Origin of the sequence: Candidatus Methylospira mobilis (genome assembly GCF_009498235.1) — a bacterium.
Lineage (GTDB): Bacteria > Pseudomonadota > Gammaproteobacteria > Methylococcales > Methylococcaceae > Methylospira > Methylospira mobilis.
In genome coordinates, this window is sequence record NZ_CP044205.1 from 2,957,462 (window position 1) to 2,975,215 (window position 17,754).

23 protein-coding genes, 1 tRNA gene and 1 pseudogene are annotated in these 17,754 nt (G+C 52.9%); 11 read left to right on the forward strand and 14 right to left on the reverse strand.

Translation table 11 applies throughout. The annotated features are described in order from the left end of the window. Positions 1–492 carry a helix-turn-helix domain-containing protein gene (locus tag F6R98_RS13460; protein WP_153247883.1) on the reverse strand — a complete coding sequence of 164 codons (492 nt, stop codon included), beginning with the start codon at positions 490–492 and terminating at the stop codon, positions 1–3. A gap of 514 nt (positions 493–1,006) precedes the next feature. On the opposite strand from F6R98_RS13460, the gene F6R98_RS13465 reads away from it, so the two are divergent. The 3 genes and pseudogenes from F6R98_RS13465 to F6R98_RS13480 all read left to right on the forward strand — a co-directional run bounded on the left by F6R98_RS13465 (position 1,007) and on the right by F6R98_RS13480 (position 3,318). Continuing rightward, a tRNA-Gly gene (locus F6R98_RS13465) sits at positions 1,007–1,081 on the forward strand. Positions 1,082–1,376: 295 nt separating this feature from the next. Next, positions 1,377–2,143 (forward strand): annotated as a pseudogene (locus tag F6R98_RS13470) (IS5 family transposase). Between the two features lie 707 nt (positions 2,144–2,850). After that, positions 2,851–3,318 carry an NHLP leader peptide family RiPP precursor gene (locus F6R98_RS13480; protein ID WP_153249478.1) on the forward strand — a complete coding sequence of 156 codons (468 nt, stop codon included), beginning with the start codon at positions 2,851–2,853 and terminating at the stop codon, positions 3,316–3,318. A gap of 147 nt (positions 3,319–3,465) precedes the next feature. Here the strand turns inward: F6R98_RS13480 and rluB are convergent, their stop codons facing one another. The 8 genes from rluB to F6R98_RS13515 all read right to left on the reverse strand — a co-directional run bounded on the left by rluB (position 3,466) and on the right by F6R98_RS13515 (position 9,457). Then, a complete protein-coding gene (rluB, locus tag F6R98_RS13485) occupies positions 3,466–4,326 on the reverse strand; it encodes a 23S rRNA pseudouridine(2605) synthase RluB (RefSeq protein ID WP_153249479.1) in 861 nt (286 codons plus the stop codon). Continuing rightward, a complete protein-coding gene (scpB, locus tag F6R98_RS13490) occupies positions 4,298–4,915 on the reverse strand; it encodes an SMC-Scp complex subunit ScpB (protein WP_153249480.1) in 618 nt (205 codons plus the stop codon). The genes rluB and scpB overlap by 29 nt, the downstream gene beginning before the upstream one ends. A gap of 26 nt (positions 4,916–4,941) precedes the next feature. Continuing rightward, positions 4,942–5,778, reverse strand: coding sequence for a segregation and condensation protein A (locus F6R98_RS13495; protein WP_153251065.1), 837 nt, complete (start codon positions 5,776–5,778; stop codon positions 4,942–4,944). A gap of 25 nt (positions 5,779–5,803) precedes the next feature. Beyond that, entirely contained in the window at positions 5,804–6,490 is a 687-nt protein-coding gene (locus tag F6R98_RS13500; protein WP_153249481.1) for a site-2 protease family protein, read from the reverse strand. Positions 6,491–6,573: 83 nt separating this feature from the next. Continuing rightward, a complete protein-coding gene (locus F6R98_RS13505; protein WP_153249482.1) occupies positions 6,574–7,197 on the reverse strand; it encodes an L-threonylcarbamoyladenylate synthase in 624 nt (207 codons plus the stop codon). A gap of 40 nt (positions 7,198–7,237) precedes the next feature. Further along, positions 7,238–7,420 (reverse strand): DUF7230 family protein, encoded by a 183-nt coding sequence (locus tag F6R98_RS22990; protein WP_455423477.1) that lies wholly within the window; start codon positions 7,418–7,420, stop codon positions 7,238–7,240. Between the two features lie 226 nt (positions 7,421–7,646). Beyond that, complete coding sequence (locus tag F6R98_RS13510) at positions 7,647–8,372, reverse strand: Crp/Fnr family transcriptional regulator (RefSeq protein ID WP_153249483.1); 726 nt, start codon at positions 8,370–8,372, stop codon at positions 7,647–7,649. 362 nt (positions 8,373–8,734) lie between these two features. After that, a complete protein-coding gene (locus tag F6R98_RS13515) occupies positions 8,735–9,457 on the reverse strand; it encodes a Crp/Fnr family transcriptional regulator (RefSeq protein WP_153249484.1) in 723 nt (240 codons plus the stop codon). Between the two features lie 313 nt (positions 9,458–9,770). On the opposite strand from F6R98_RS13515, the gene F6R98_RS13520 reads away from it, so the two are divergent. From F6R98_RS13520 to F6R98_RS13530, 3 genes are all read left to right on the forward strand, one after another. Next, the gene (locus F6R98_RS13520) at positions 9,771–9,947 is read left to right on the forward strand and encodes a CsbD family protein (RefSeq protein WP_153249485.1); all 177 of its coding nucleotides are present in this window, start codon (positions 9,771–9,773) and stop codon (positions 9,945–9,947) included. A gap of 207 nt (positions 9,948–10,154) precedes the next feature. Further along, on the forward strand, positions 10,155–10,304 hold the full coding sequence (locus F6R98_RS13525; protein ID WP_153249486.1) for a lmo0937 family membrane protein: 150 nt from the start codon (positions 10,155–10,157) through the stop codon (positions 10,302–10,304). Positions 10,305–10,442: 138 nt separating this feature from the next. After that, on the forward strand, positions 10,443–10,592 hold the full coding sequence (locus F6R98_RS13530) for a hypothetical protein (protein WP_153249487.1): 150 nt from the start codon (positions 10,443–10,445) through the stop codon (positions 10,590–10,592). Between the two features lie 412 nt (positions 10,593–11,004). Here the strand turns inward: F6R98_RS13530 and F6R98_RS13535 are convergent, their stop codons facing one another. From F6R98_RS13535 to F6R98_RS13545, 3 genes are all read right to left on the reverse strand, one after another. Continuing rightward, positions 11,005–11,268: a hypothetical protein gene (locus F6R98_RS13535; protein ID WP_153249488.1), complete on the reverse strand. Its 264-nt coding sequence runs from the start codon at positions 11,266–11,268 to the stop codon at positions 11,005–11,007. Between the two features lie 41 nt (positions 11,269–11,309). Then, a complete protein-coding gene (locus F6R98_RS13540; RefSeq protein WP_153249489.1) occupies positions 11,310–11,846 on the reverse strand; it encodes a general stress protein in 537 nt (178 codons plus the stop codon). 314 nt (positions 11,847–12,160) lie between these two features. After that, positions 12,161–12,643 (reverse strand): hypothetical protein, encoded by a 483-nt coding sequence (locus F6R98_RS13545; protein ID WP_153249490.1) that lies wholly within the window; start codon positions 12,641–12,643, stop codon positions 12,161–12,163. Positions 12,644–12,981: 338 nt separating this feature from the next. Here F6R98_RS13545 and F6R98_RS21650 point away from each other — a divergent pair, with 338 nt between their 5' ends. The 5 genes from F6R98_RS21650 to F6R98_RS13565 all read left to right on the forward strand — a co-directional run bounded on the left by F6R98_RS21650 (position 12,982) and on the right by F6R98_RS13565 (position 15,879). Further along, complete coding sequence (locus F6R98_RS21650) at positions 12,982–13,152, forward strand: hypothetical protein (RefSeq protein ID WP_194269937.1); 171 nt, start codon at positions 12,982–12,984, stop codon at positions 13,150–13,152. Positions 13,153–13,215: 63 nt separating this feature from the next. Continuing rightward, the gene (locus F6R98_RS22520; RefSeq protein WP_153249491.1) at positions 13,216–13,503 is read left to right on the forward strand and encodes a collagen-like protein; all 288 of its coding nucleotides are present in this window, start codon (positions 13,216–13,218) and stop codon (positions 13,501–13,503) included. Positions 13,504–13,901: 398 nt separating this feature from the next. Then, a complete protein-coding gene (locus F6R98_RS13555; RefSeq protein WP_153249492.1) occupies positions 13,902–14,204 on the forward strand; it encodes a sll1863 family stress response protein in 303 nt (100 codons plus the stop codon). Between the two features lie 9 nt (positions 14,205–14,213). Next, a complete protein-coding gene (locus tag F6R98_RS13560; protein ID WP_228124871.1) occupies positions 14,214–14,642 on the forward strand; it encodes a BON domain-containing protein in 429 nt (142 codons plus the stop codon). A gap of 52 nt (positions 14,643–14,694) precedes the next feature. Further along, complete coding sequence (locus tag F6R98_RS13565) at positions 14,695–15,879, forward strand: OmpA family protein (RefSeq protein ID WP_153249493.1); 1,185 nt, start codon at positions 14,695–14,697, stop codon at positions 15,877–15,879. A gap of 168 nt (positions 15,880–16,047) precedes the next feature. On the opposite strand, the gene cax is transcribed toward F6R98_RS13565, so the two are convergent. Together cax and F6R98_RS13575 are read right to left on the reverse strand one after the other, a co-directional pair. Then, positions 16,048–17,190, reverse strand: coding sequence for a calcium/proton exchanger (gene cax / locus F6R98_RS13570; protein ID WP_153249494.1), 1,143 nt, complete (start codon positions 17,188–17,190; stop codon positions 16,048–16,050). A gap of 133 nt (positions 17,191–17,323) precedes the next feature. Beyond that, positions 17,324–17,578 (reverse strand): hypothetical protein, encoded by a 255-nt coding sequence (locus F6R98_RS13575; protein WP_153249495.1) that lies wholly within the window; start codon positions 17,576–17,578, stop codon positions 17,324–17,326. Between the last annotated feature and the right edge of the window lie 176 nt (positions 17,579–17,754).

Here is a 17,754-nt window from a genome sequence, read left to right on the forward strand (position 1 = left end):
TCACCTGCTGAAACCGGGTTTCATCCCGTTTTTTTTCAAGGAAAGCCGGTTCCGCTTGAAAGAAAGCCCTCTGGCTTTCAGCCCCGCAGCGAGACGATCCAAACTGAAGCTGGGCGCATCGGGAAAACGTTCTGCTATGCGAACAGCAATCTTCGCCAAGGTTAGCGGCTCCTGGCAGGCTATTTCCGCAGCGACATCCAGCATTTCCTGGGTCAACTTCACCGGTGCTCCGCCTTTGTGTCCGCTCAGAATACCGGCAATGCCTTTCTCTCGCCAGCCTTTAGCCCAGTTGTATATCGGTTGATCACTGACATGCAAAAACTCACAAATATCGGCGACACTCCGTCCCGCATTCAATGCCAGCAGGCCCAGCGCGCGCCGACGGAAATCAGGATAGTGATGGTGTTTTGCGAGTTGTTCCAAGGTTTCGATCTCTTCACTGGTCAGCGGCTGATCGAGCAGATTTCGTTTTTGTATGTTGCGCTTCTTCATTCGGGCTTCTTGCTGTGGATGCCTCCAGCATACACCATAAAGTTCCACACTAGTAATACATGACTACTTATGACGGCTTAAACTGAATTACCGTGACCATAAATTTATCTAACATAGAAAACCAGATTCTGCCGTAACCGGCCTTCAGCCTGATATACCTGCAATTTCTATCATCATGCTTGCGGACATAAATTCGAGTTGCCACAGTCACCGCAAACCTTATAAAATAAAACCCGTAGCCATTCAGTGCGAGCTTCTGATCGGGGAATAAAGGTGTCGAAATGCCCGGATGCGTACCGGCCTCGGCTATGCCGTGAATCCAACTGAGGGTGGTTCGCCTGTTGTCTCCGCGACACAAGTGGATTACGCCAACCGGCTGGCGGTATGGGGAGTTACGTCGAATCAAAGGAAATATTGGCTTAATCGATTTTCGATGCGCACTTCATTAAAGACATAGGGCAGGAACAAGAAGTTATCGGGTCATCGATACCTCGCCACTTCCGGCTTCAGCGTTGCGGGTGTAATTCAGTGGTAGAATGTCACCTTCCCAAGGTGAACGCCGTCGGTTCGAATCCGATCACCCGCTCCATAATTTCAAATAGTTACATAACACTGCTTCTCGCTTAAAAACTATCGTGCTACACCGGTGCTACGCTCTCGCAGAATTCCAACAAAACGGGCGCTAAGGCCCGTCTGTATTTTCGTTGCTGGCGCTCCAGAAGCCAGGTGATTGACATGGCCGGAAACTGAGCCTACAGTTTTGTCGTCGTCCGCTCCCGCTGGGCAGCCGTTGTCCGTTGATAGACAGCGGGCATAAGCACTTTAATGGTTAGGTTCTGTTGACATTAGCACGCGCCACCAGTGAAGCTGGAACCATTTCGAAAATGGCTGACCGACTCGAAATTAGCGCCGAAGACTGGAACGTTATCTATCCCATACTGGTGAAACATCGGCATGTCCGATCGACGTCCGAGGAACAGTGCCGGGCCTTTCTGGTTGCCGTTCTGCAAATTCTTCGATGGGGATCGCAATGGCGTTTGCTGCCGGAAGCGCATGGCAAGTGGAACTCCGTGTTCAAGCGTTTTTCCCGCTGGAGCAAGCATGGGGTTTGGCAGTCGCTGTTCGCCGGATGCATCCATCATCCTGATTTGCAAAGCGTGTTTATCGATTCCACCATCAACCGGGCTCATCCCTGCGCTGGTGGCGCGGCGGGCAGCAATGCCGAGGATGAAGCCTTGGGACGGTCGAAGGGCGGCTTTACTACCAGGATTCACGCCATCACCGATGCCTTGGGGAATCCCCTCGAATTCTTACTGACCGGAGGGCAGGCCAGTGACATTGGACAGGCTGAAACCTTGCCGGCGCTGACGCCACAGCGGGTGCGCGTGCGTTTGTCGGTGACAAAGGCTATGACAGCGATGCGCTCGTCCAGGCCATCGTAGCGAGAGATATGAAAGCCGTCATTCCTCCGCGCTGCAATCGAAACAAGGTACGCGAGTGCGATTGGTTTATTTACAAAGAACGCCATCTGATTGAATGCTTCTTCAACAAAATCAAACATTACCGACGAATATTTTCGCGTTTTTAAAAAACAGCTCGCAACTACATGGCCTTCCTTCACTTCGTCTCAGCTCTCATTTGGTTGCGGTGATACGTCAACAGAACCTAGTCGGCTTTTAATAAAATCTTAATCAAATATGTGCAATATTGCGTTTCAGTGGAGAGGAAGCGCTTATGATATTTTTTACATTTTTTTTAATTGGCCTCATCATCGGGTTAACGCTGATTTTTGTGTTTAAACAGATATCATTTACTTTATCCCAGTCGAAGATAATCAATAACGAGGATGAAACCGTTGAGGATGAATACGATTGGAGACATCGCTGGAATCGCTCCGTTACCCCAACGTGCGCCTACTGTTCGAGAAGGATATAGCAATCAAACCAATTAGTTGCCTCGGTACACATAGACACGGATGTTGTCGGCCACTTTCATGGGAGTACTGTTGATCTGAAAGCCATCTTCCACCGACAACTATCCAGACATAGGGGGACCCCCTCTAGCCGCCCCCGGCTCAAACCCGCCGTAATCGAAACCTTGAAGGCGTCGCCGACGCCCACGGGCAAGCACAAATGACTTAAGTCATGAAAGCGTTGTACTCTATACGTATAGATTTCAAGTCAGGTTTGGACTCAACGCAAGCGCGTCAGGATACGCAGGGAGCGCTCGGAGCTATAAAAAAGCGAGAACTTTCTGGCAACGCGTGTTACATAAACTATAACCTGGCCCCATCGATATGCGCTTTGCACTGAGCAGGTTGAACACAGGCGATCACTTTTTTATTGAAGGAGTAACGAAATGAACGAAGCAGCAGCAGAAAAAACCCCGGAATACGATGAACACGAAGCACAATTCGCTGGCCTTATTGCCAAGTGCTGGGCGGATGAAGCTTTCAAAGCCAAATTGCTGGTGAATACGGTGGAAACGCTGAAGGAAGAAGGCTTAGCAATCAAAGATGGCTTTACCATCAAGGCTGTGGAAAATACCGACAGCGTCTATCATTTGGTGATTCCTGAAAAACCAGCGGAACTGTCCGATCAGGAGTTGGATGAAATTGTCGGCGGCCTTAGTTTAAGAAGAATAGGCGATGGAATTGGCAGAGCGGCAGTGACTGCCAAAAATCATATTGTGGCCGGCGGAATCGAAACCAAAAACCATCTTCAGGAAGCAGGAAGATCCTTTGGAAGGTCTTTCGAAAAGACCGACTGGAGTCAATTCAAGCCAAAGTTGCCAAAAAACTGGTTTTATGGACATGCGCCTCGTTAAGCTGGATAGTGAAACCCACGCAGCCAAAAGCTGAATGGAAGAACATGCGCGCTATTCCTTTTCACGGCTCCGGCTTCCAGCATTGCACTGACCGCCTCGGTTTACCGAGTGTCCCGTACAGAACATGGTCAAGCCGCGCGTAGACCTCTAACGGGCGCCTGAACCGCGCCCGCCTCGTTTCACAGCCGGCCTGCGTTTGATCTTGACCGGCGCTTCCGGCGGCAGGCCCGCGGAAACCAGCAGCGCATCGCGTTCCGCTTCATTCAGCTCGTAATGCGCGCGCGCCTTCAAACCGGGCGGCAGCACGGTATCGCCGTAACGGATACGGATCAGCCGGCTGACCGCTACCCGCTGCGATTCCCACAATCGGCGCACGATGCGATTGCGTCCTTCCATCAGCGTGACATGATACCAGCGGTTGGCGCCCTCCCCGCCGGCAAACTCCAGCTTGTTGAAATACGCCTTGCCGTCTTCAAGCTCTACGCCATCCTGCAACCGTTTCAAGGTATCGTCGCTCACATCGCCGAGTATGCGCACGGCATATTCGCGCTCTACCTGCTGCGACGGGTGCATCATGCGATTGGCCAGCTCGCCGTTATTGGTAAGCAGCAGCAAGCCTTGCGTATTGATGTCGAGACGGCCGATTGCTACCCAGCGCCCGATGTCCAGACGCGGCAGGTTGGAAAATACCACCGGGCGACCATCCGGATCGCGCCGCGTGACCATTTCACCTTCCGGTTTATGGTAAACCAGCACCCGCGTTTTCGCGTCCAGGCGTTTTTCCACGTTCACCACGCGCCCGCGCAACGTGAGAAAATCGCCGGGATGCCAGCGATCGCCCAATTTTGCGACGTGGCCGTTTATCTGCACTTCGCCCTGGCCGATCCAGCCCTCGATTTCGCGGCGAGAAGCAAGGCCGGCATGGGCCAATACCTTCTGTATGCGCTCGCCCGGAGCGTCCGCAACCGGCTTTTGTGATTTAAGAGGGGGCTTCCTGGGATTCGTCATGTGATTCAACCGGTATTTCTGGCGGCACTGCCGCAGCAGCGGGCGACTCAGTTTTTTCATCCTGAATCGAGTCTATGAAGTCTTGCAGCGGCGGCAAATCCGCCAGACTGCGCAAGTTAAAATGATCGAGAAAAGCGCGCGTCGTCGCATAAAGCGCCGGACGCCCCGGCACTTCCTTGTGTCCGACTACGTGCACCCAATCGCGCTCCATCATCGCCCGCAGCGTTTGGGTGGAAACCGAAACGCCGCGGATTTCCTCGATTTCACCGCGAGTAGCAGGCTGGCGGTAGGCTATAATCGCCAGGGTTTCGAGGAAGGCCTTGGTATAGCGCGCCGGACGCTCTTCGAACAAACGGGAAATCCATGGGGCCAGACTGTCGCGCACATGCAGGCGATAACCCGACGCAACCTCTACCAGTTCAAGCGGACGCTCGCGAAAATCCCCGGCGAGTTCGGCGAGCGCCTGTTTGATTTCCACCGCAGCGGGCTGCTGATCCTCGCTGTCGCCGAACAAATGACGCAGATCATCCATGTTCAACGGCTTCTGCACAACGAATAGGGCGGCTTCTATTATCGGTTTGATTTCCAAGGGAGTTCCTTGCGCCGGCGCGCCACCTACAGCAAGAAAGCGCGCTCTTCGGCTGCGGCGGCGGGCATGCGCACGGATAAGACCGAAAAAGGCTCTTCCTGCACTATTTCAATCAAGCGCTCTTTACTGAGCTCCAGAATCGCCAGCAGCGATACCACCACCCCCTGACGCCCTTCTTCGTACGCAAACAGCTCCTGAAAAAGCAGGGAGCCAACCCGGCTCAAGCGTTCCAGTACGCCGGTCATACGCTCGCGCACGGATAAGGGCTCGCGCAAAATACGATGATGGGTGATTCGATCCGCACGGCGCAACACATCCTGAAAAGCCGTCAATATTTCAGATAAATCGACTTCGGGGTAGCGTTTTTGAGGCGGAATATGAGCGGCATCCAAACCGCCGGACTCGAAAATATCGCGTCCGCAACGCGGAAGCGCATCAAGCCGCTCGGCGGCCGTGCGGAAACGCTCGTACTCCTGCAGGCGGCGCACCAGATCGGCGCGAGGGTCGTCTTCTTCGCCTTCAGCGTTGGCGGGCTGCGGAAGCAGCATACGCGACTTGATCTCCGCCAATATGGCGGCCATTAACAAGTACTCCGCCGCCAGTTCCATCTGCATATGCGTCATCATGTCGATGTAGGCGACATATTGCCGTGTAATACTGGCTATAGGAATATCAAGAATATCAATATTCTGCCGCCTGATCAGATAGAGCAGCAAATCGAGCGGACCCTCGAAGGTTTCCAGAAAAACCTCCAGCGCATCGGGTGGAATATACAAGTCCTGCGGTAGCGCCATATAAGGCGCGCCATTGACAACAGCCACTGCCTCTGCTGGAATCTCCAACCTTATCTCCGGGTGAACCATCTCGGTGCTATTGCCCAAGCGCTTCTTAAGTCCCTGAACCCATCAAGTGGTACAGGATGCCCGGCGGTATGCCGGCTATATCGAGGCTGATGGCCAGCAGCAGATTCAACGGCCCGCCCAACAGCATCGACAGCAAATTGGTGGCGATTAAAGCCAACATGATGATAAAGCCGTACGGCTCGAGCTGGGCGTAGCGCATTGCCAGACGCGGGGGCAGCAAACTGCCCAATATGCGTCCGCCATCCAGCGGCGGCACCGGCACCAGGTTAACCAGCAGCAACACCAGGTTAATAAAAATACCGGCTGCCGCCATGAAAATCAACGGACGGGAAACAAAAGCGTCATTCAGCGTAATCGCCAGCCGCGCCAGCAACATCCAGAGCAGAACCATTACGGCGTTGGCGCCCGGCCCAGCTGCGGCGACCAATGCTACGTCGCGCTTCGGATTGCGCAGCTTCCCCCAATCGACGGGTACCGGTTTGGCCCAGCCGAAAATAAAATGGCTGAACACCAGCAACAGCCCCGGAACCAGCAAGGTGCCGACCGGATCGACATGATGCAGCGGGTTCAGCGATAGCCGCCCCATTCTTTCCGCAGTACGATCCCCTAACAGCTTGGCCGCCCAACCGTGCGCAACCTCATGCAGGGTAATTGCAAAAACGACGGGGATCGCCCAAACGGCGAAGCGCCCTGCGGTAGTTAATTCGTCCATAGCCATTCCAACATATATACAAAAGCGGTATCCGGCACAATGCACGACGCAACAATGTGCGCCGCCCCCTCAAAAGCAAATCTTCAATTTTTGAGCGCGGGTACGATGCCTTTTCCCTGGCGGAGAATTTCGGGAAAATCTCCGGTCAATCCGATTACGGTGGTCGGAGCATAGGGAATCACACCGACATCCATGATCAAATCGACATCTTTGTCCAGGCGCTCCCGTATCGTTTCGGGGTCGGACAAGGCGTCTTCGTCTCCTGCCATTAGAAGCGTGGAGCTCAGCAAAGGTTCCCCCAGCTCGGCGACCAGCAGACGCGAAATCTCGTTGTCCGGTAAGCGGATGCCGATATTTTTGCGCTTGGGATGCACCAGCCTTCTGGGTACTTCGCGCGTCGCATTCAAAATGAAAGTGAACGGTCCCGGTGTTATCGATTTGATAAACCGGAAAGCTTCATTGCCGATTTTTGCAAAGGTAGCCGCTTCCGAAATATCTGCGCACACCAGACTGAACTGATGATCGCTTTCCAATGCACGAATTTGCAGGATACGGTCTTGCGCGTGCTTATTGCCGATCTGGCAACCGAGAGCATAAGCCGAATCGGTGGGATAGACAATCAAACCGCCCGCACGCACCACGTCGACCGCACGCTGGATCACGCGTGGCTGCGGATTCTTAGGATGAATTTCAAAATACTGCGACATATGGACAGTTTACTATACCTGCCCGCGCGAGTCGAAAGGACTATGCGCAAAGCGCCTTATCATTGGCGTACACGGCATCAGGGCGGCTATCCGCCCTGTGCTTCTGCTTGCGCTTGTATTTGGAGTGATCCCGGAAAGGGATACAACGATTATTGGCTTTGTGGGCAAAGTGCGCGACTGGATTGCGTCCGCCCTTGGAGCCACGAACGGTTTTTCTGGCCATAGTCTGGTTGAGCAATATGAAAGCCTGTAGATATTATCACAAAAACATTATAAACCGTGCTCGCTGTATGTATAAACGTTCGTAACTATTGCCAACCCATCAACCTTCCGAATACGAATGCACATTCTCGTGCGGAGCTTACCCGATTTACGCCGGTCACCGCCTCGTGCGGCAGCCCCTGACCTCATGCAAGGCATGAGGCCGGTTACCCCCTGACACATCCACGTCAACGAGCCGCGCGGGAAAGAGAGGGAAGCAGGCGTTCGAATTCGGTTTTGACCACTTGATAGCACTCGCAGACTCGCGCCTCCAATCCCGGCCGATCCAGCACTGTGATGTGGCCCCGGCTGTAAATAATCAATCCCGCCCGCTGCAATTTTCCGGCTGCCTCGGTAACGCCCTCGCGGCGCACGCCCAGCATATTGGCGATCAGCTCCTGAGTCATGGTCAACTCATTACCGGTGAGTCGATCCATACTCAGCAACAGCCAGCGACAGAGTTGCTGGTCGACTGTATGATGACGATTGCAGACTGCGGTTTGCGCCATCTGGGTAATCAGCGCCTGGGTATAACGCAGCAGCAGACGAAGGAGCGGCCCGTTTCTGCCGCACTCCTGCTGTATCAGTGAAGCACGCAACCGGTAAGCATAGCCCGCGCTCTGTACGACTGCCCGATTAGGCATGGTTCCGCCCCCCATGAACAGCGCTACGCCGATGATGCCCTCGTTACCGACCACGGCGATCTCCGCCGACGCCCCGCTTTCCATGACGTAAAGCAACGACACGATGCAGGTCGTAGGAAAATAAGCGTGACACAACTCGTCGCCGGATTCGTAAAGCACATCGCCGAGTGGCATCGGGACCAGTTCCATATGGGGAAAAAGAAGCTTGTAATCCTGTTCCGGCAAGGTGTCGAGAAGGTGGTTTTGCCTAGGATGGTGCGTATCTGTCATTAGCAGTTCACCATATCAACAATGCTAAACTGCATATTCTAATCCAGAACCGTTACCGTGCAAATCGCGCAGCTAACACCCTCTCTCTCGCCGGTGCGAAACCGGAATTTTGCGAAGCACGCTTCGCAGCGCAGTAGCCGGACTGCACTGCAACGCACGTGGGACGCGGAGCGGGCTGGGTGAGGAAAACCGTTCATGGCATCAATCGCTGAGGCTGCCGGGGGTTACGGGCAGTCCGCCCCAAATCAAACTCTGGCTTGCCTCAACCCGACTACTTCGGTCATGACTCTAAAACACTCACTGAATAATTACAATTTCGTCGGCAATCGTGAACATACCGGCAGCAATTTAACGGATTCTTATCAGAAAATAGAATTTGATGAGTAGCCCATAATCCGCTCGTAGCCCTCTTTTTCCGCCCGGTAACACGCGCACGAAGCAGCCTCCAGACCGGCATGATCGAGGATCGTAATAGCCCCGCGGCAGTAGCTGATGAGCTTTTGCTTTCGTAGCGAATTCGCTGCTTTGGTAACGCCGACTCGCCGAACGCCGAGCATATAGGCCATGAACAACTGCGTGACAAGGAAGGTGTCGGAATGCGCCCGGTCGTGAGTCATCAACAACCAACAGGCAAGGCGAGCCTCCACCATATGGAAGCGGGTGCATGCAGCCCTTTGCGCGAGCTGGCTTATCGACGCATAAAGGTAGTGCCGCATCTCTCGCCGTAGCGCGGGATTCTGTTCGAGTTCATGGAGAAACAATGCCGCCGTAATGCGTAAAGCTGTACCTGCGCCCTGAACCAGAGCCTGAAAAGGCGCGATATCGATTCCCAGTATGAGAGTAACACCGAGCACGCCCTCGCTACCGATTAACCCCACCTCCAAACTTGCTTTGTCATCGATGGACGTTACCAGGGAAATGAAGCTTTCCGTCGGAAAGTAAACATGAGTAATCAAGTCTCCGGTCCGGTAAAGCACATCGGCAAAAATGAAATCGACTTGCTCGCAATTTGCAAGCAACGGCTCGCGATCCTTGCGAGATAAGGCGCCCAGCAGAAGATTGGTGGCGGGTATGAGTTTTTGCATGGCAACTTCTCCAGCGATAACCAGGAAACCAAACGGGCGGGCGCCGGACAGGATGACTTCGTTAATCAGGAGGTCCTAGTTATTACGCGGAAACTTTGCGCCGCCAGAGAAACTTAACCGACGCGTCAGGCGCAGTCGGTACGGTATCGAACATAAGCGTATCGAAAAACTCCGGTCATCGCAGGAAAACCCTCCATCTATGTTCGTTGCCGCACAGATCGTATTCGGTTCCGCGTGTATCGTTTTAATTGAGTGGCGGGAGATAACGGTTCTGGCTCCGGTCATGGCTAAACTCATTACGCAGGAGACTCTCATGAACAAAAATCAAGTTAAAGGCCGAGTTGAAGAAGCCGCAGGTAAAGTCAAGGAAGTTGCCGGTAGAATACTCGATGATGCGCCTATGGAAATAGACGGAAATATCCAAAAGAACCTCGGCAAAGCCCGTGCGGGGTTTGGCGATCTCAAAGAGGATATCAAGAAAAATCGCTAAAACGAGCGCGTCTGGGCCGGACGGTTCAGGATGAGCCGATCCGGAGCGCGTGGCGTCAGCGAAATGCAATCGAATATTTTGGTATGACGGGCGAACGTGAAACTCGCCGGCATAAAGGCGGATGGCATTTTACATTCGTCAATATTTCATATGTTTATCCCGGATTAATATCGCCGTCACTCGACGGCCTCTAACGGAGAAACACAAATGCTCGAACTTATAGCGGTTGTCCTTATTATCCTCTGGGTACTGGGCTTGGTTTCCTCTTACACCTTGGGCGGATTCATACACATTCTTCTTGTTATCGCGGTCATCGTGATCGTTATCCGCATCATACAAGGCCGAAGAATCCTGTAACTTGCCTGGTCGAAACGAAATCTGCCGGAGCGATACGGAGCGGCGTCGCCCGGAAGCGCCCAGGCCCACTACTACGCAACCTGGGTATCCCGGCTTGTCTTTATCCTGCAACAAACTGAAAGAATAGGAGATACTGTCATGAACCTGATTGATAATATTGGCAACACTGTCACCACTATCGCAAACGATGTCGGTTATGCGGTTAACTATATAGTAACCGCAATCGTCGATGCCATAACCAGCACTGTTAACGCCATTGTCGGTCTATTCCGGCGCCTTGCCTGGTAAACTTCGGGCCGGGGAAAGGTCTTGCGCGCGCCTGCGGGCACTTACCCCGCAAGACTCGCACAGGGGGCAAGATGGTTAAATCAAACTTTTCGTCGTTCCGGCAGGGACTCGCGCCAGGCTTAACCGCCCGAGCCCTGCGCCTTTATGCAAATCCCCGCTGGATTTGCGCCGGAACCCGGACGCTCTGTTGCGGAACAAAGTTCCTGTCGTCCGGATACCGGCATGCCCCTGAAACTGCCGGTATGACGCCTTTTAACAGCGCAGCATCTTCGCCGACGCAGCTGCCGGGCAAAAACTATCCGATACCAAGCTCACGCCGATCAACAACTTGATGTTGTTCCTGCGCACAGGAACAACACCCCCGCTACGCGCCGCAGCAGCCTGATTTCGTCATGGCTCAATATACAATCGGCTATTGCACCCCTACCCCTACTTTTATTGGCGGCAGTTTGGTGACTGCAGCCACGGCGTCTACTTTTACCGGCGGCAGTTTGGTTACCGCAATGCCGGCGTCCAGTTTTACCTTGATCGGTTTATCGACCACCAGGTAAACAGCAATCGGTTTATCCGTTGCAACATTCAAATTCACGTTTAGCGGACAACCCGATAATGAAAAAGCCATCGATACGGGAAATATAAATTTCCGCGTCCAGTGTAATTGAGATACCTTATTCATATCGGCTCCCATCGACTTTTGTCGACTTTTGCGTCAACGGTTCACTCCTGATCGGTTTTCTGATGATGTTCCAATGCTTCCGGTTTGGTGTGGTTGAGAATTTCTTTTGCCTGGGCCGTTTCGGATATGGGGCCGTGAGCCAGCAGAACAAACTTGCCGACCTTGAGCGCCGTTTCATATTGCAAAATACTGTTTTTAGGTATGCCCAAGCCGTACAAACAGGCTCCAATCGCGCTCAGACCACCCACCACGACTGCGCCTTCCAGTGCGCCGACTATCCAGGCGACCAACGGTCCCGCCACCAGCAGCGGCCCCAAACCGGGTATCCAAAACAACGCGGAACCAAACAAAAGCCCCCACAGCCCGCCCCAGAATGCGCCGGTTTTACCCCACACTTTCATCCGGTCGCCTATGTTGTAATAACCGACCACATGCTCGTCGGTATGATAGTCGCGCCCGATAATCGACAGCTTTCTCATATCGAAACCGGACAACTGCAGCTCTTTGATCGCCGCCTCTGCAGCGGTGTGTGATGGATAAATCGCCACGATCGAAGTATTGGAAGTATGGGTGTTCATAATTATTTCCTTTTGTTGTTGCATTCGTAACTCGAAGATATTTCTGACGCTGGAGTAATATTGATAAGGAGGTCGGGTTGCGCTCGTCCGTTGGCGCGCTCCGTTTCTGGCCGAGGCCGGCGCCGCCTTACGCCGCCGATATCTACAAACGCCAGGTGATTGCAGCCATTCTCTTAATCCTCTTTTCATCCCTTATCAACATCAACTCCGGCCCAGCATGCCTGCGTCTGCCGGTGGAATCGCAATGCCGTGCCGGCACGGCGTCACTTGAGTTGAGTCAACTGGAAACTTCAGATTTGTAATCTGATTCCTATCTATTTGCCAAGTGTGGAGGTCAGGGCCTCCTTGCTTTTTTCGCAAGCCGCTACCGAAGACTTCTCCGCAGCCACGGCATTTTCCTTTGCCTGCTCCGATTGAGAAGCGTAAGCGGCAGCAGCGGCAGCCATATGATGCGTAGCGGCCTGCTCATGAGCTGCGGCCGCAGCTACATGTTTCTCGGAAGCATGTTCCTGAACGGATAAACTGGAACCGGGACGAGTTTGGTCACTGTGTGCTCCGGCCGGAGAAACAGCGGCCTGGTCGGTTGCAGACATACCTGCAACCGGAAAGGACATAAGCAAAACAGAAGTAATAACTAATTTTTTCATGATCGAACTCCTCAAAATACCTGTATCGATATATTTGGCCGCTATACCGTCATTCCGCTGAAGCCGATGACTAAAGAAAAATTCCGGTAACTTTCCGATCCGGAAGCGGCAAAGCCGGATATGGATTGAGATAAGGCATTGATCAGGCATAGGCTCATGGTCATTCCGGCAATCCATTGCACATTCACGCCATTTGCCTGCAAATTATTGCGCAAGCCACGCAAACACCGGACAGATCATCTCGACCGTGAGCCAATCCAGGTAGTGAGTCGCCTAGCCCGAACACACTCTGGCCGTATAGCCGGCGGCAGTCGGTACGGTATCGCACATACGGGAAGATTGATAAGACATATACCCAGGGAACGCCGCTAACGCGGAGATAGATCAGCTAGCGACCATCCTTCAACGCGTCGAAACAGATTAACTGAATCCTGCCTGGTTCCGCCTGCGGCGGCACTGAATTCCCGTATCCGACGAAAATCCGACTTATGCGCGCTAGCGTACAGAGTCAAGATCTTATATCGCATACGCTCATCCTCAACGGCAATGCGCAATTTCAGGCTCCACCTGATGTGAAGCGTGCAAGCCGGCTACTGATCCGCTCCTGTGGCGGCAATCGTCCGAATCTGTCGGTGCCGATTCTGGCCATCCGGGGTTGATCAACCTGGGGGATTGCTCGCAATAGCGTGAGTAGTTCTCATAATTTCAGAAAAGGAATCATCATGAAATACAAAAATTTAATCGCTGCGACACTGACGACGCTCGCACTGAGCGCTTGCATGACGGTGCCGCCTGGCCCTGCCGGGCCGGCCGGCGCCACGGGAACCACTGGAGCCATGGGTAACACGGGAGCAACCGGCGCCAGAGGCTACACCGGCTATACCGGAGAGACGGGAGACACCGGAGATACCGGCGCAACCGGTAGATCGGGCGCAAAGGGGAATACCGGATCGACCGGCTCGAGAGGAAGCTCAAGCGACGGTACTGTAGTGATCGTTCCAGGTCGCTAACCAGCTTGTGCATCCATGTATTGGGATTTATCGTTTCGCCTCCGCCAGGAGGCGAAACTTCATTTGTCAGCAATCAGGCAATATCCAGCTGCAGAATTGCCGGCCCACCGAAAGATGCCGATGAAATCATGAACCCTTAGGCCTCCGGCATTCCACTTGAGTTATCGGACAGGGTAAAGCGGAGGCTGTTATCGGCAGCCGCTATATGTGCGTTAGCGCACAGACTGCGCCTCGCTGTTCCGGTCAAGCTTTATGGCAGTGACAGAAACGGGAGGAGATGGCTCACCGTGGAACTGTAATTTACCCAGAGCGGCAACGGCATAACCGTATGCTGGAATCAATACAAACCGAAATAAATGAACATTAATTATCAAACAACATTTTGATAGAGAACCCTTATGAAAACCAAAGACGAGTATATAGAAAGTCTGGCGTCCGAACTGAAAGAGTGGAGCGCTCAGATTGATCATCTGGCCGCCAAGGCGGATAACGCATCGGCGCATCTGAAGCACCAGTACATCGAAGAACTCAACGAGTTACGCACCAGACAGCATGAAGCATCTCTAAAAATCAAAGAGCTGGAGGAAGCCGGCGGCGATGCATGGGAGACGATCACGGAAACCGCGGACAAGGTCTGGTCTGAGCTTAGAAGCTGTATTGCGAGCGTTGTTTCCAAATTCAACGATAATAAACCAATTTAGGATTACCCTATGAAAAAGAAAGGCGGACACAAACCAATGCGACTTTCAGAGAGCGTTTTTTTTATCTTTTTCCTGTCCGCCGCTATCGGACTAACCGGTTGCCAACAAGAAGGCTCTGCCGAAAAGGCAGGGCAAAAGATTGATCAAGCGGCAGAAAAAGCAGGCAAAAAGCTTGAAGAAACCAAGGCGTCATTGGGCGCGGCCGCAGACAAAACCGGAGGGTATATAGATGATTCGGCTATTACCGCCAAAATTAATGCGGAAATCCTCAGCGACCCGTTGCTTAAGGCATCCCAGATTAACGTGACCACTACCGGCGGCACCGTAAAAGTAAGCGGCGTCGTTGATTCCCAGCAAAGTGTCGATAGAGCGATGGAAATAGTCCATAGCAACCAGAATGTTAAAGCGGTGGAAAACAATCTTGTCGTTAAACGCTAGAAACGATGTACAGCAAACCATTATTATCGATAAATAATCCAAGGGGGAACGAATGAAAAAGCATTTAATGTCACTGGGACTGGCTGGTCTCGCTATCACCGGATCGGTTGCGCAGGCGGAAGAATTTCTCGACGACCGTTTTTATGTCGCGCCGTTCGGCACTTATCTGCAACCGGGCGGCAACACCAACGGTTACGGCGGCTGGGGCGCGGGCGTCGGCTTCGGCAAAATTCTCGATGAACATTTCAACGTCGAAGTACGCGGATTCTGGCAGAATTACCAGAGCGATAGAGTCAATCCGGGAGTAGGCAACTCCAACGCAGCGAACACCCTGTGGAACGGCAAGACGGGCAATTGGAACGGCCAGACCGATCTGACCGGCGGCACCATCGACGGACAGTTTTATTTCTTCCGCGATACCATTTCACCGTACATCGTTGCCGGCATCGGCGGCATGAACACCAGCGGCCCCCAGCCATGGACCAAATTTGCGGCAGCCGCCAGCGTCGCCTCCTTCATTTTTGAAACCGGCGTCGGTGCAACCTACGAGGTGCTCGACAACCTGTTGATAAGAGCGGATGTGCGTTATCGCATCAACACCGCGCCCACTACCGGCGGCAGCACCTATACTACCGCCAGCGGCGCCACCGTTTCCAACAGCGGCAGCGGCGTATTGAACGATATGCTGGTCAATGTCGGCTTTGTTATTCCGTTCGGCGACAAACCGAAACCGACGGCGCTTGCCGCAGCTCCAGTAGCCGCTGCGAAGAACGATTGCGCTACCCGCGACACCGACCATGACGGCGTCAATGACTGCGACGATAAATGCCCAGGCACCCTGGCTGGCGCCCAGGTCGACGCACAAGGTTGTCCGGTCATCATAGAATTGAAAGGTGTACACTTCAAATATGACTCGTCCGAGTTACTGCCTGAATCCAAGAAAATTTTGGACGGCGTTGCGCAAAACCTGATCGAATATCCTACCAAGCATGAAATCGAAGTGGTCGGTCATACCAGCACCGAAGGCAGCGATGATTATAACCTGCACTTATCGCAACGCCGCTCAGCATCGGTCGTCGAGTATCTGAAATGGGCCGGTGTGAAAAACAAGCTGCATGCCGTAGGCATGGGCGAATCGCACCCGCTGATACCGCATGAGCGCGATGAAGCCGAACGTGCGAAAAACCGTCGCGTGCAGCTGGTCTGGCAAGGAGAGGCCGATTATAAAACCAGGTAGTCCAAGCTGCTGCATGCGCCTCAGACTCTCAAGAAACGTATAAGAAAACCCGCCCTACGGCGGGTTTTCTGTTTTGTCTGTGATTATTTAGACTCGCAAATCTCACCTCATCTCACAATCACCGCCACCAGTTAACGATTTTCTCAAAACGGTGAGGCTGCCAATGCGCTAGAGAGTCCCTGTACTTTCAGGAAGATAGTAGAAGCCAATCGCCAGCATAAAGTAAACGGCGAGGAGCATGAGGCCTTCGATCCAGGTAGAGCGTCCGTCAGCAGTCAGGGTGCGGGTGATGATTACGGTCAGAGCAATCACTATAACCTCAATCGGTTCGAACAGGAGATTCATATTAACCCCCATGAGTGGCGCACTGAAGATGAGCAATGGAACAACGAGGAGGATCATCTGTATGCTCGAGCCGACCGACGCCTCTACGGCTAGATCCATGTTGTTGTTGCGCGCAAAACGGGTTGCACTGATGATTTCACCGATGCCGCCGGCGCCGGCCAGGAGAATAATGCCGCTAAACATGGGCGTCAGACCGAGCTGATTGCTGGTCGGTTCGATGCTGCCTGTGATCACTTCGCTCATGACGGCTAGCGCAAGGGCAGCCGAGGCAAGCACGCTCAGCGATTGAGTGCGCGACCATCGTGTTGGAGGATGTCCAGTCCCGGAATCCAGAGGAAGCGTGTGCCTGAGGCTTCCTGCCGCATACTGGGGCTTGCGAGAGAGCGTGATTCCTACGTTAGCGAAGTAGATGAGCAATAAAATGGCCGAAATCTCAAAACTCAGTTCCAGTTCGGCTGTCGGCGAAGACAAATGAAATATCGAGGGGATGATCAAACCGAAGCCGCACAGAGTCAAAAGACCTCCATTAATCTGGATCGCTTCTTCATTGAAGCGTTGAGCGCTGTGCTTCAACCCTCCCAGGAACATGGCAAGCCCCAGGCCGAAGAGGAGTTCGATCAATATGGAACCGACGATGGAAGCCTTGACGATATTGCCAAGTCCGTTTTTTAACGCGAACATGGCGATGATGATTTCCGGGGCGTTGTTCAGTGAAGCATTGAGCAGACCGCCGGCAGTTGGCCCCAAGGTAGCCGATATCGCTTCGGTGGCTTCCGCCATCGCTTCGGCCAGCGGATAGATCGAAAGAAGAGCGACAGCGAATACCAGGATAGAATTCGCATTAAACCAACGTAAGGCAAGCGCCAACGGAATCGCAAGAAAAAGTAAGTTATTTACCGTGAAGAGTGAGTTTTCCGGTTTGGCGTTGGAACGGCTATTCCGAACTGTATTTTCATCCGTTTTCATGGTTCCCTCGATGTTCGATTAAAACGAACGCCTACAGACTGTCGAATAACCCTTGAGAATATGTATCACGCGAAATTTCCGGCGATTTTACGCACATACGATAACTCTTTACCGCCTAACCCGTCACAGGTTTTTATACTTTGCAGTAAGGATTGGGGTTGTATAAAGCTATCGCCAAAGCTTCATCAAGAGTTTGTGGGATTTTTGTCCATGTTTCATCCAATGCGTAGTCGCATTTTCCGCGTGTGTCAAAATGATAACCGTGCAGTAGTAAACCCTGCTTGGAGTCGCCTTCTCTATTTGAATGAACAATCACGGCTTTTCCAGCAAGGAAAGCGGCTTTGATATCATTCGCTGTTACTACTGTACCATCTTTAAGTTTGTACATTTTATTTCCGCTTATGAAAATGGTAATAAAGGGGGTAGAGCAGTCAGCGGATGGAAAGTCGGGTTAAGGTGCGCGCTCAAAATCCTATGGGACTTTCGGTTTCGTCTTTTTATACCAGATAAAACAGACCAAACGGCAACCTTCAACATGCAGGGACGTTTGAGCTGAACCTGAAC

Bases quoted from the DNA above. Each gene is read 5' to 3' on its own strand.
- F6R98_RS13500 (WP_153249481.1), bottom strand. From the start codon at position 6,490: ATGGACGAATTAACTACCGCAGGGCGCTTCGCCGTTTGGGCGATCCCC.
- F6R98_RS21650 (WP_194269937.1), top strand. From the start codon at position 12,982: ATGCGCGCTAGCGTACAGAGTCAAGATCTTATATCGCATACGCTCATC.
- cax (WP_153249494.1), bottom strand. From the start codon at position 17,190: ATGAAAACGGATGAAAATACAGTTCGGAATAGCCGTTCCAACGCCAAA.
- F6R98_RS22990 (WP_455423477.1), bottom strand. From the start codon at position 7,420: ATGGCCAGAAAAACCGTTCGTGGCTCCAAGGGCGGACGCAATCCAGTC.
- F6R98_RS13530 (WP_153249487.1), top strand. From the start codon at position 10,443: ATGAACCTGATTGATAATATTGGCAACACTGTCACCACTATCGCAAAC.
- F6R98_RS13480 (WP_153249478.1), top strand. From the start codon at position 2,851: ATGAACGAAGCAGCAGCAGAAAAAACCCCGGAATACGATGAACACGAA.
- F6R98_RS13525 (WP_153249486.1), top strand. From the start codon at position 10,155: ATGCTCGAACTTATAGCGGTTGTCCTTATTATCCTCTGGGTACTGGGC.
- F6R98_RS13460 (WP_153247883.1), bottom strand. From the start codon at position 492: ATGAAGAAGCGCAACATACAAAAACGAAATCTGCTCGATCAGCCGCTG.
- F6R98_RS13565 (WP_153249493.1), top strand. From the start codon at position 14,695: ATGAAAAAGCATTTAATGTCACTGGGACTGGCTGGTCTCGCTATCACC.
- F6R98_RS13545 (WP_153249490.1), bottom strand. From the start codon at position 12,643: ATGCCTGATCAATGCCTTATCTCAATCCATATCCGGCTTTGCCGCTTC.
- F6R98_RS22520 (WP_153249491.1), top strand. From the start codon at position 13,216: ATGAAATACAAAAATTTAATCGCTGCGACACTGACGACGCTCGCACTG.
- F6R98_RS13560 (WP_228124871.1), top strand. From the start codon at position 14,214: ATGAAAAAGAAAGGCGGACACAAACCAATGCGACTTTCAGAGAGCGTT.
- F6R98_RS13505 (WP_153249482.1), bottom strand. From the start codon at position 7,197: ATGTCGCAGTATTTTGAAATTCATCCTAAGAATCCGCAGCCACGCGTG.
- F6R98_RS13535 (WP_153249488.1), bottom strand. From the start codon at position 11,268: ATGAATAAGGTATCTCAATTACACTGGACGCGGAAATTTATATTTCCC.
- F6R98_RS13515 (WP_153249484.1), bottom strand. From the start codon at position 9,457: ATGCAAAAACTCATACCCGCCACCAATCTTCTGCTGGGCGCCTTATCT.
- F6R98_RS13555 (WP_153249492.1), top strand. From the start codon at position 13,902: ATGAAAACCAAAGACGAGTATATAGAAAGTCTGGCGTCCGAACTGAAA.
- F6R98_RS13575 (WP_153249495.1), bottom strand. From the start codon at position 17,578: ATGTACAAACTTAAAGATGGTACAGTAGTAACAGCGAATGATATCAAA.
- F6R98_RS13510 (WP_153249483.1), bottom strand. From the start codon at position 8,372: ATGACAGATACGCACCATCCTAGGCAAAACCACCTTCTCGACACCTTG.
- F6R98_RS13540 (WP_153249489.1), bottom strand. From the start codon at position 11,846: ATGAACACCCATACTTCCAATACTTCGATCGTGGCGATTTATCCATCA.
- F6R98_RS13495 (WP_153251065.1), bottom strand. From the start codon at position 5,778: ATGGTTCACCCGGAGATAAGGTTGGAGATTCCAGCAGAGGCAGTGGCT.
- F6R98_RS13520 (WP_153249485.1), top strand. From the start codon at position 9,771: ATGAACAAAAATCAAGTTAAAGGCCGAGTTGAAGAAGCCGCAGGTAAA.
- rluB (WP_153249479.1), bottom strand. From the start codon at position 4,326: ATGACGAATCCCAGGAAGCCCCCTCTTAAATCACAAAAGCCGGTTGCG.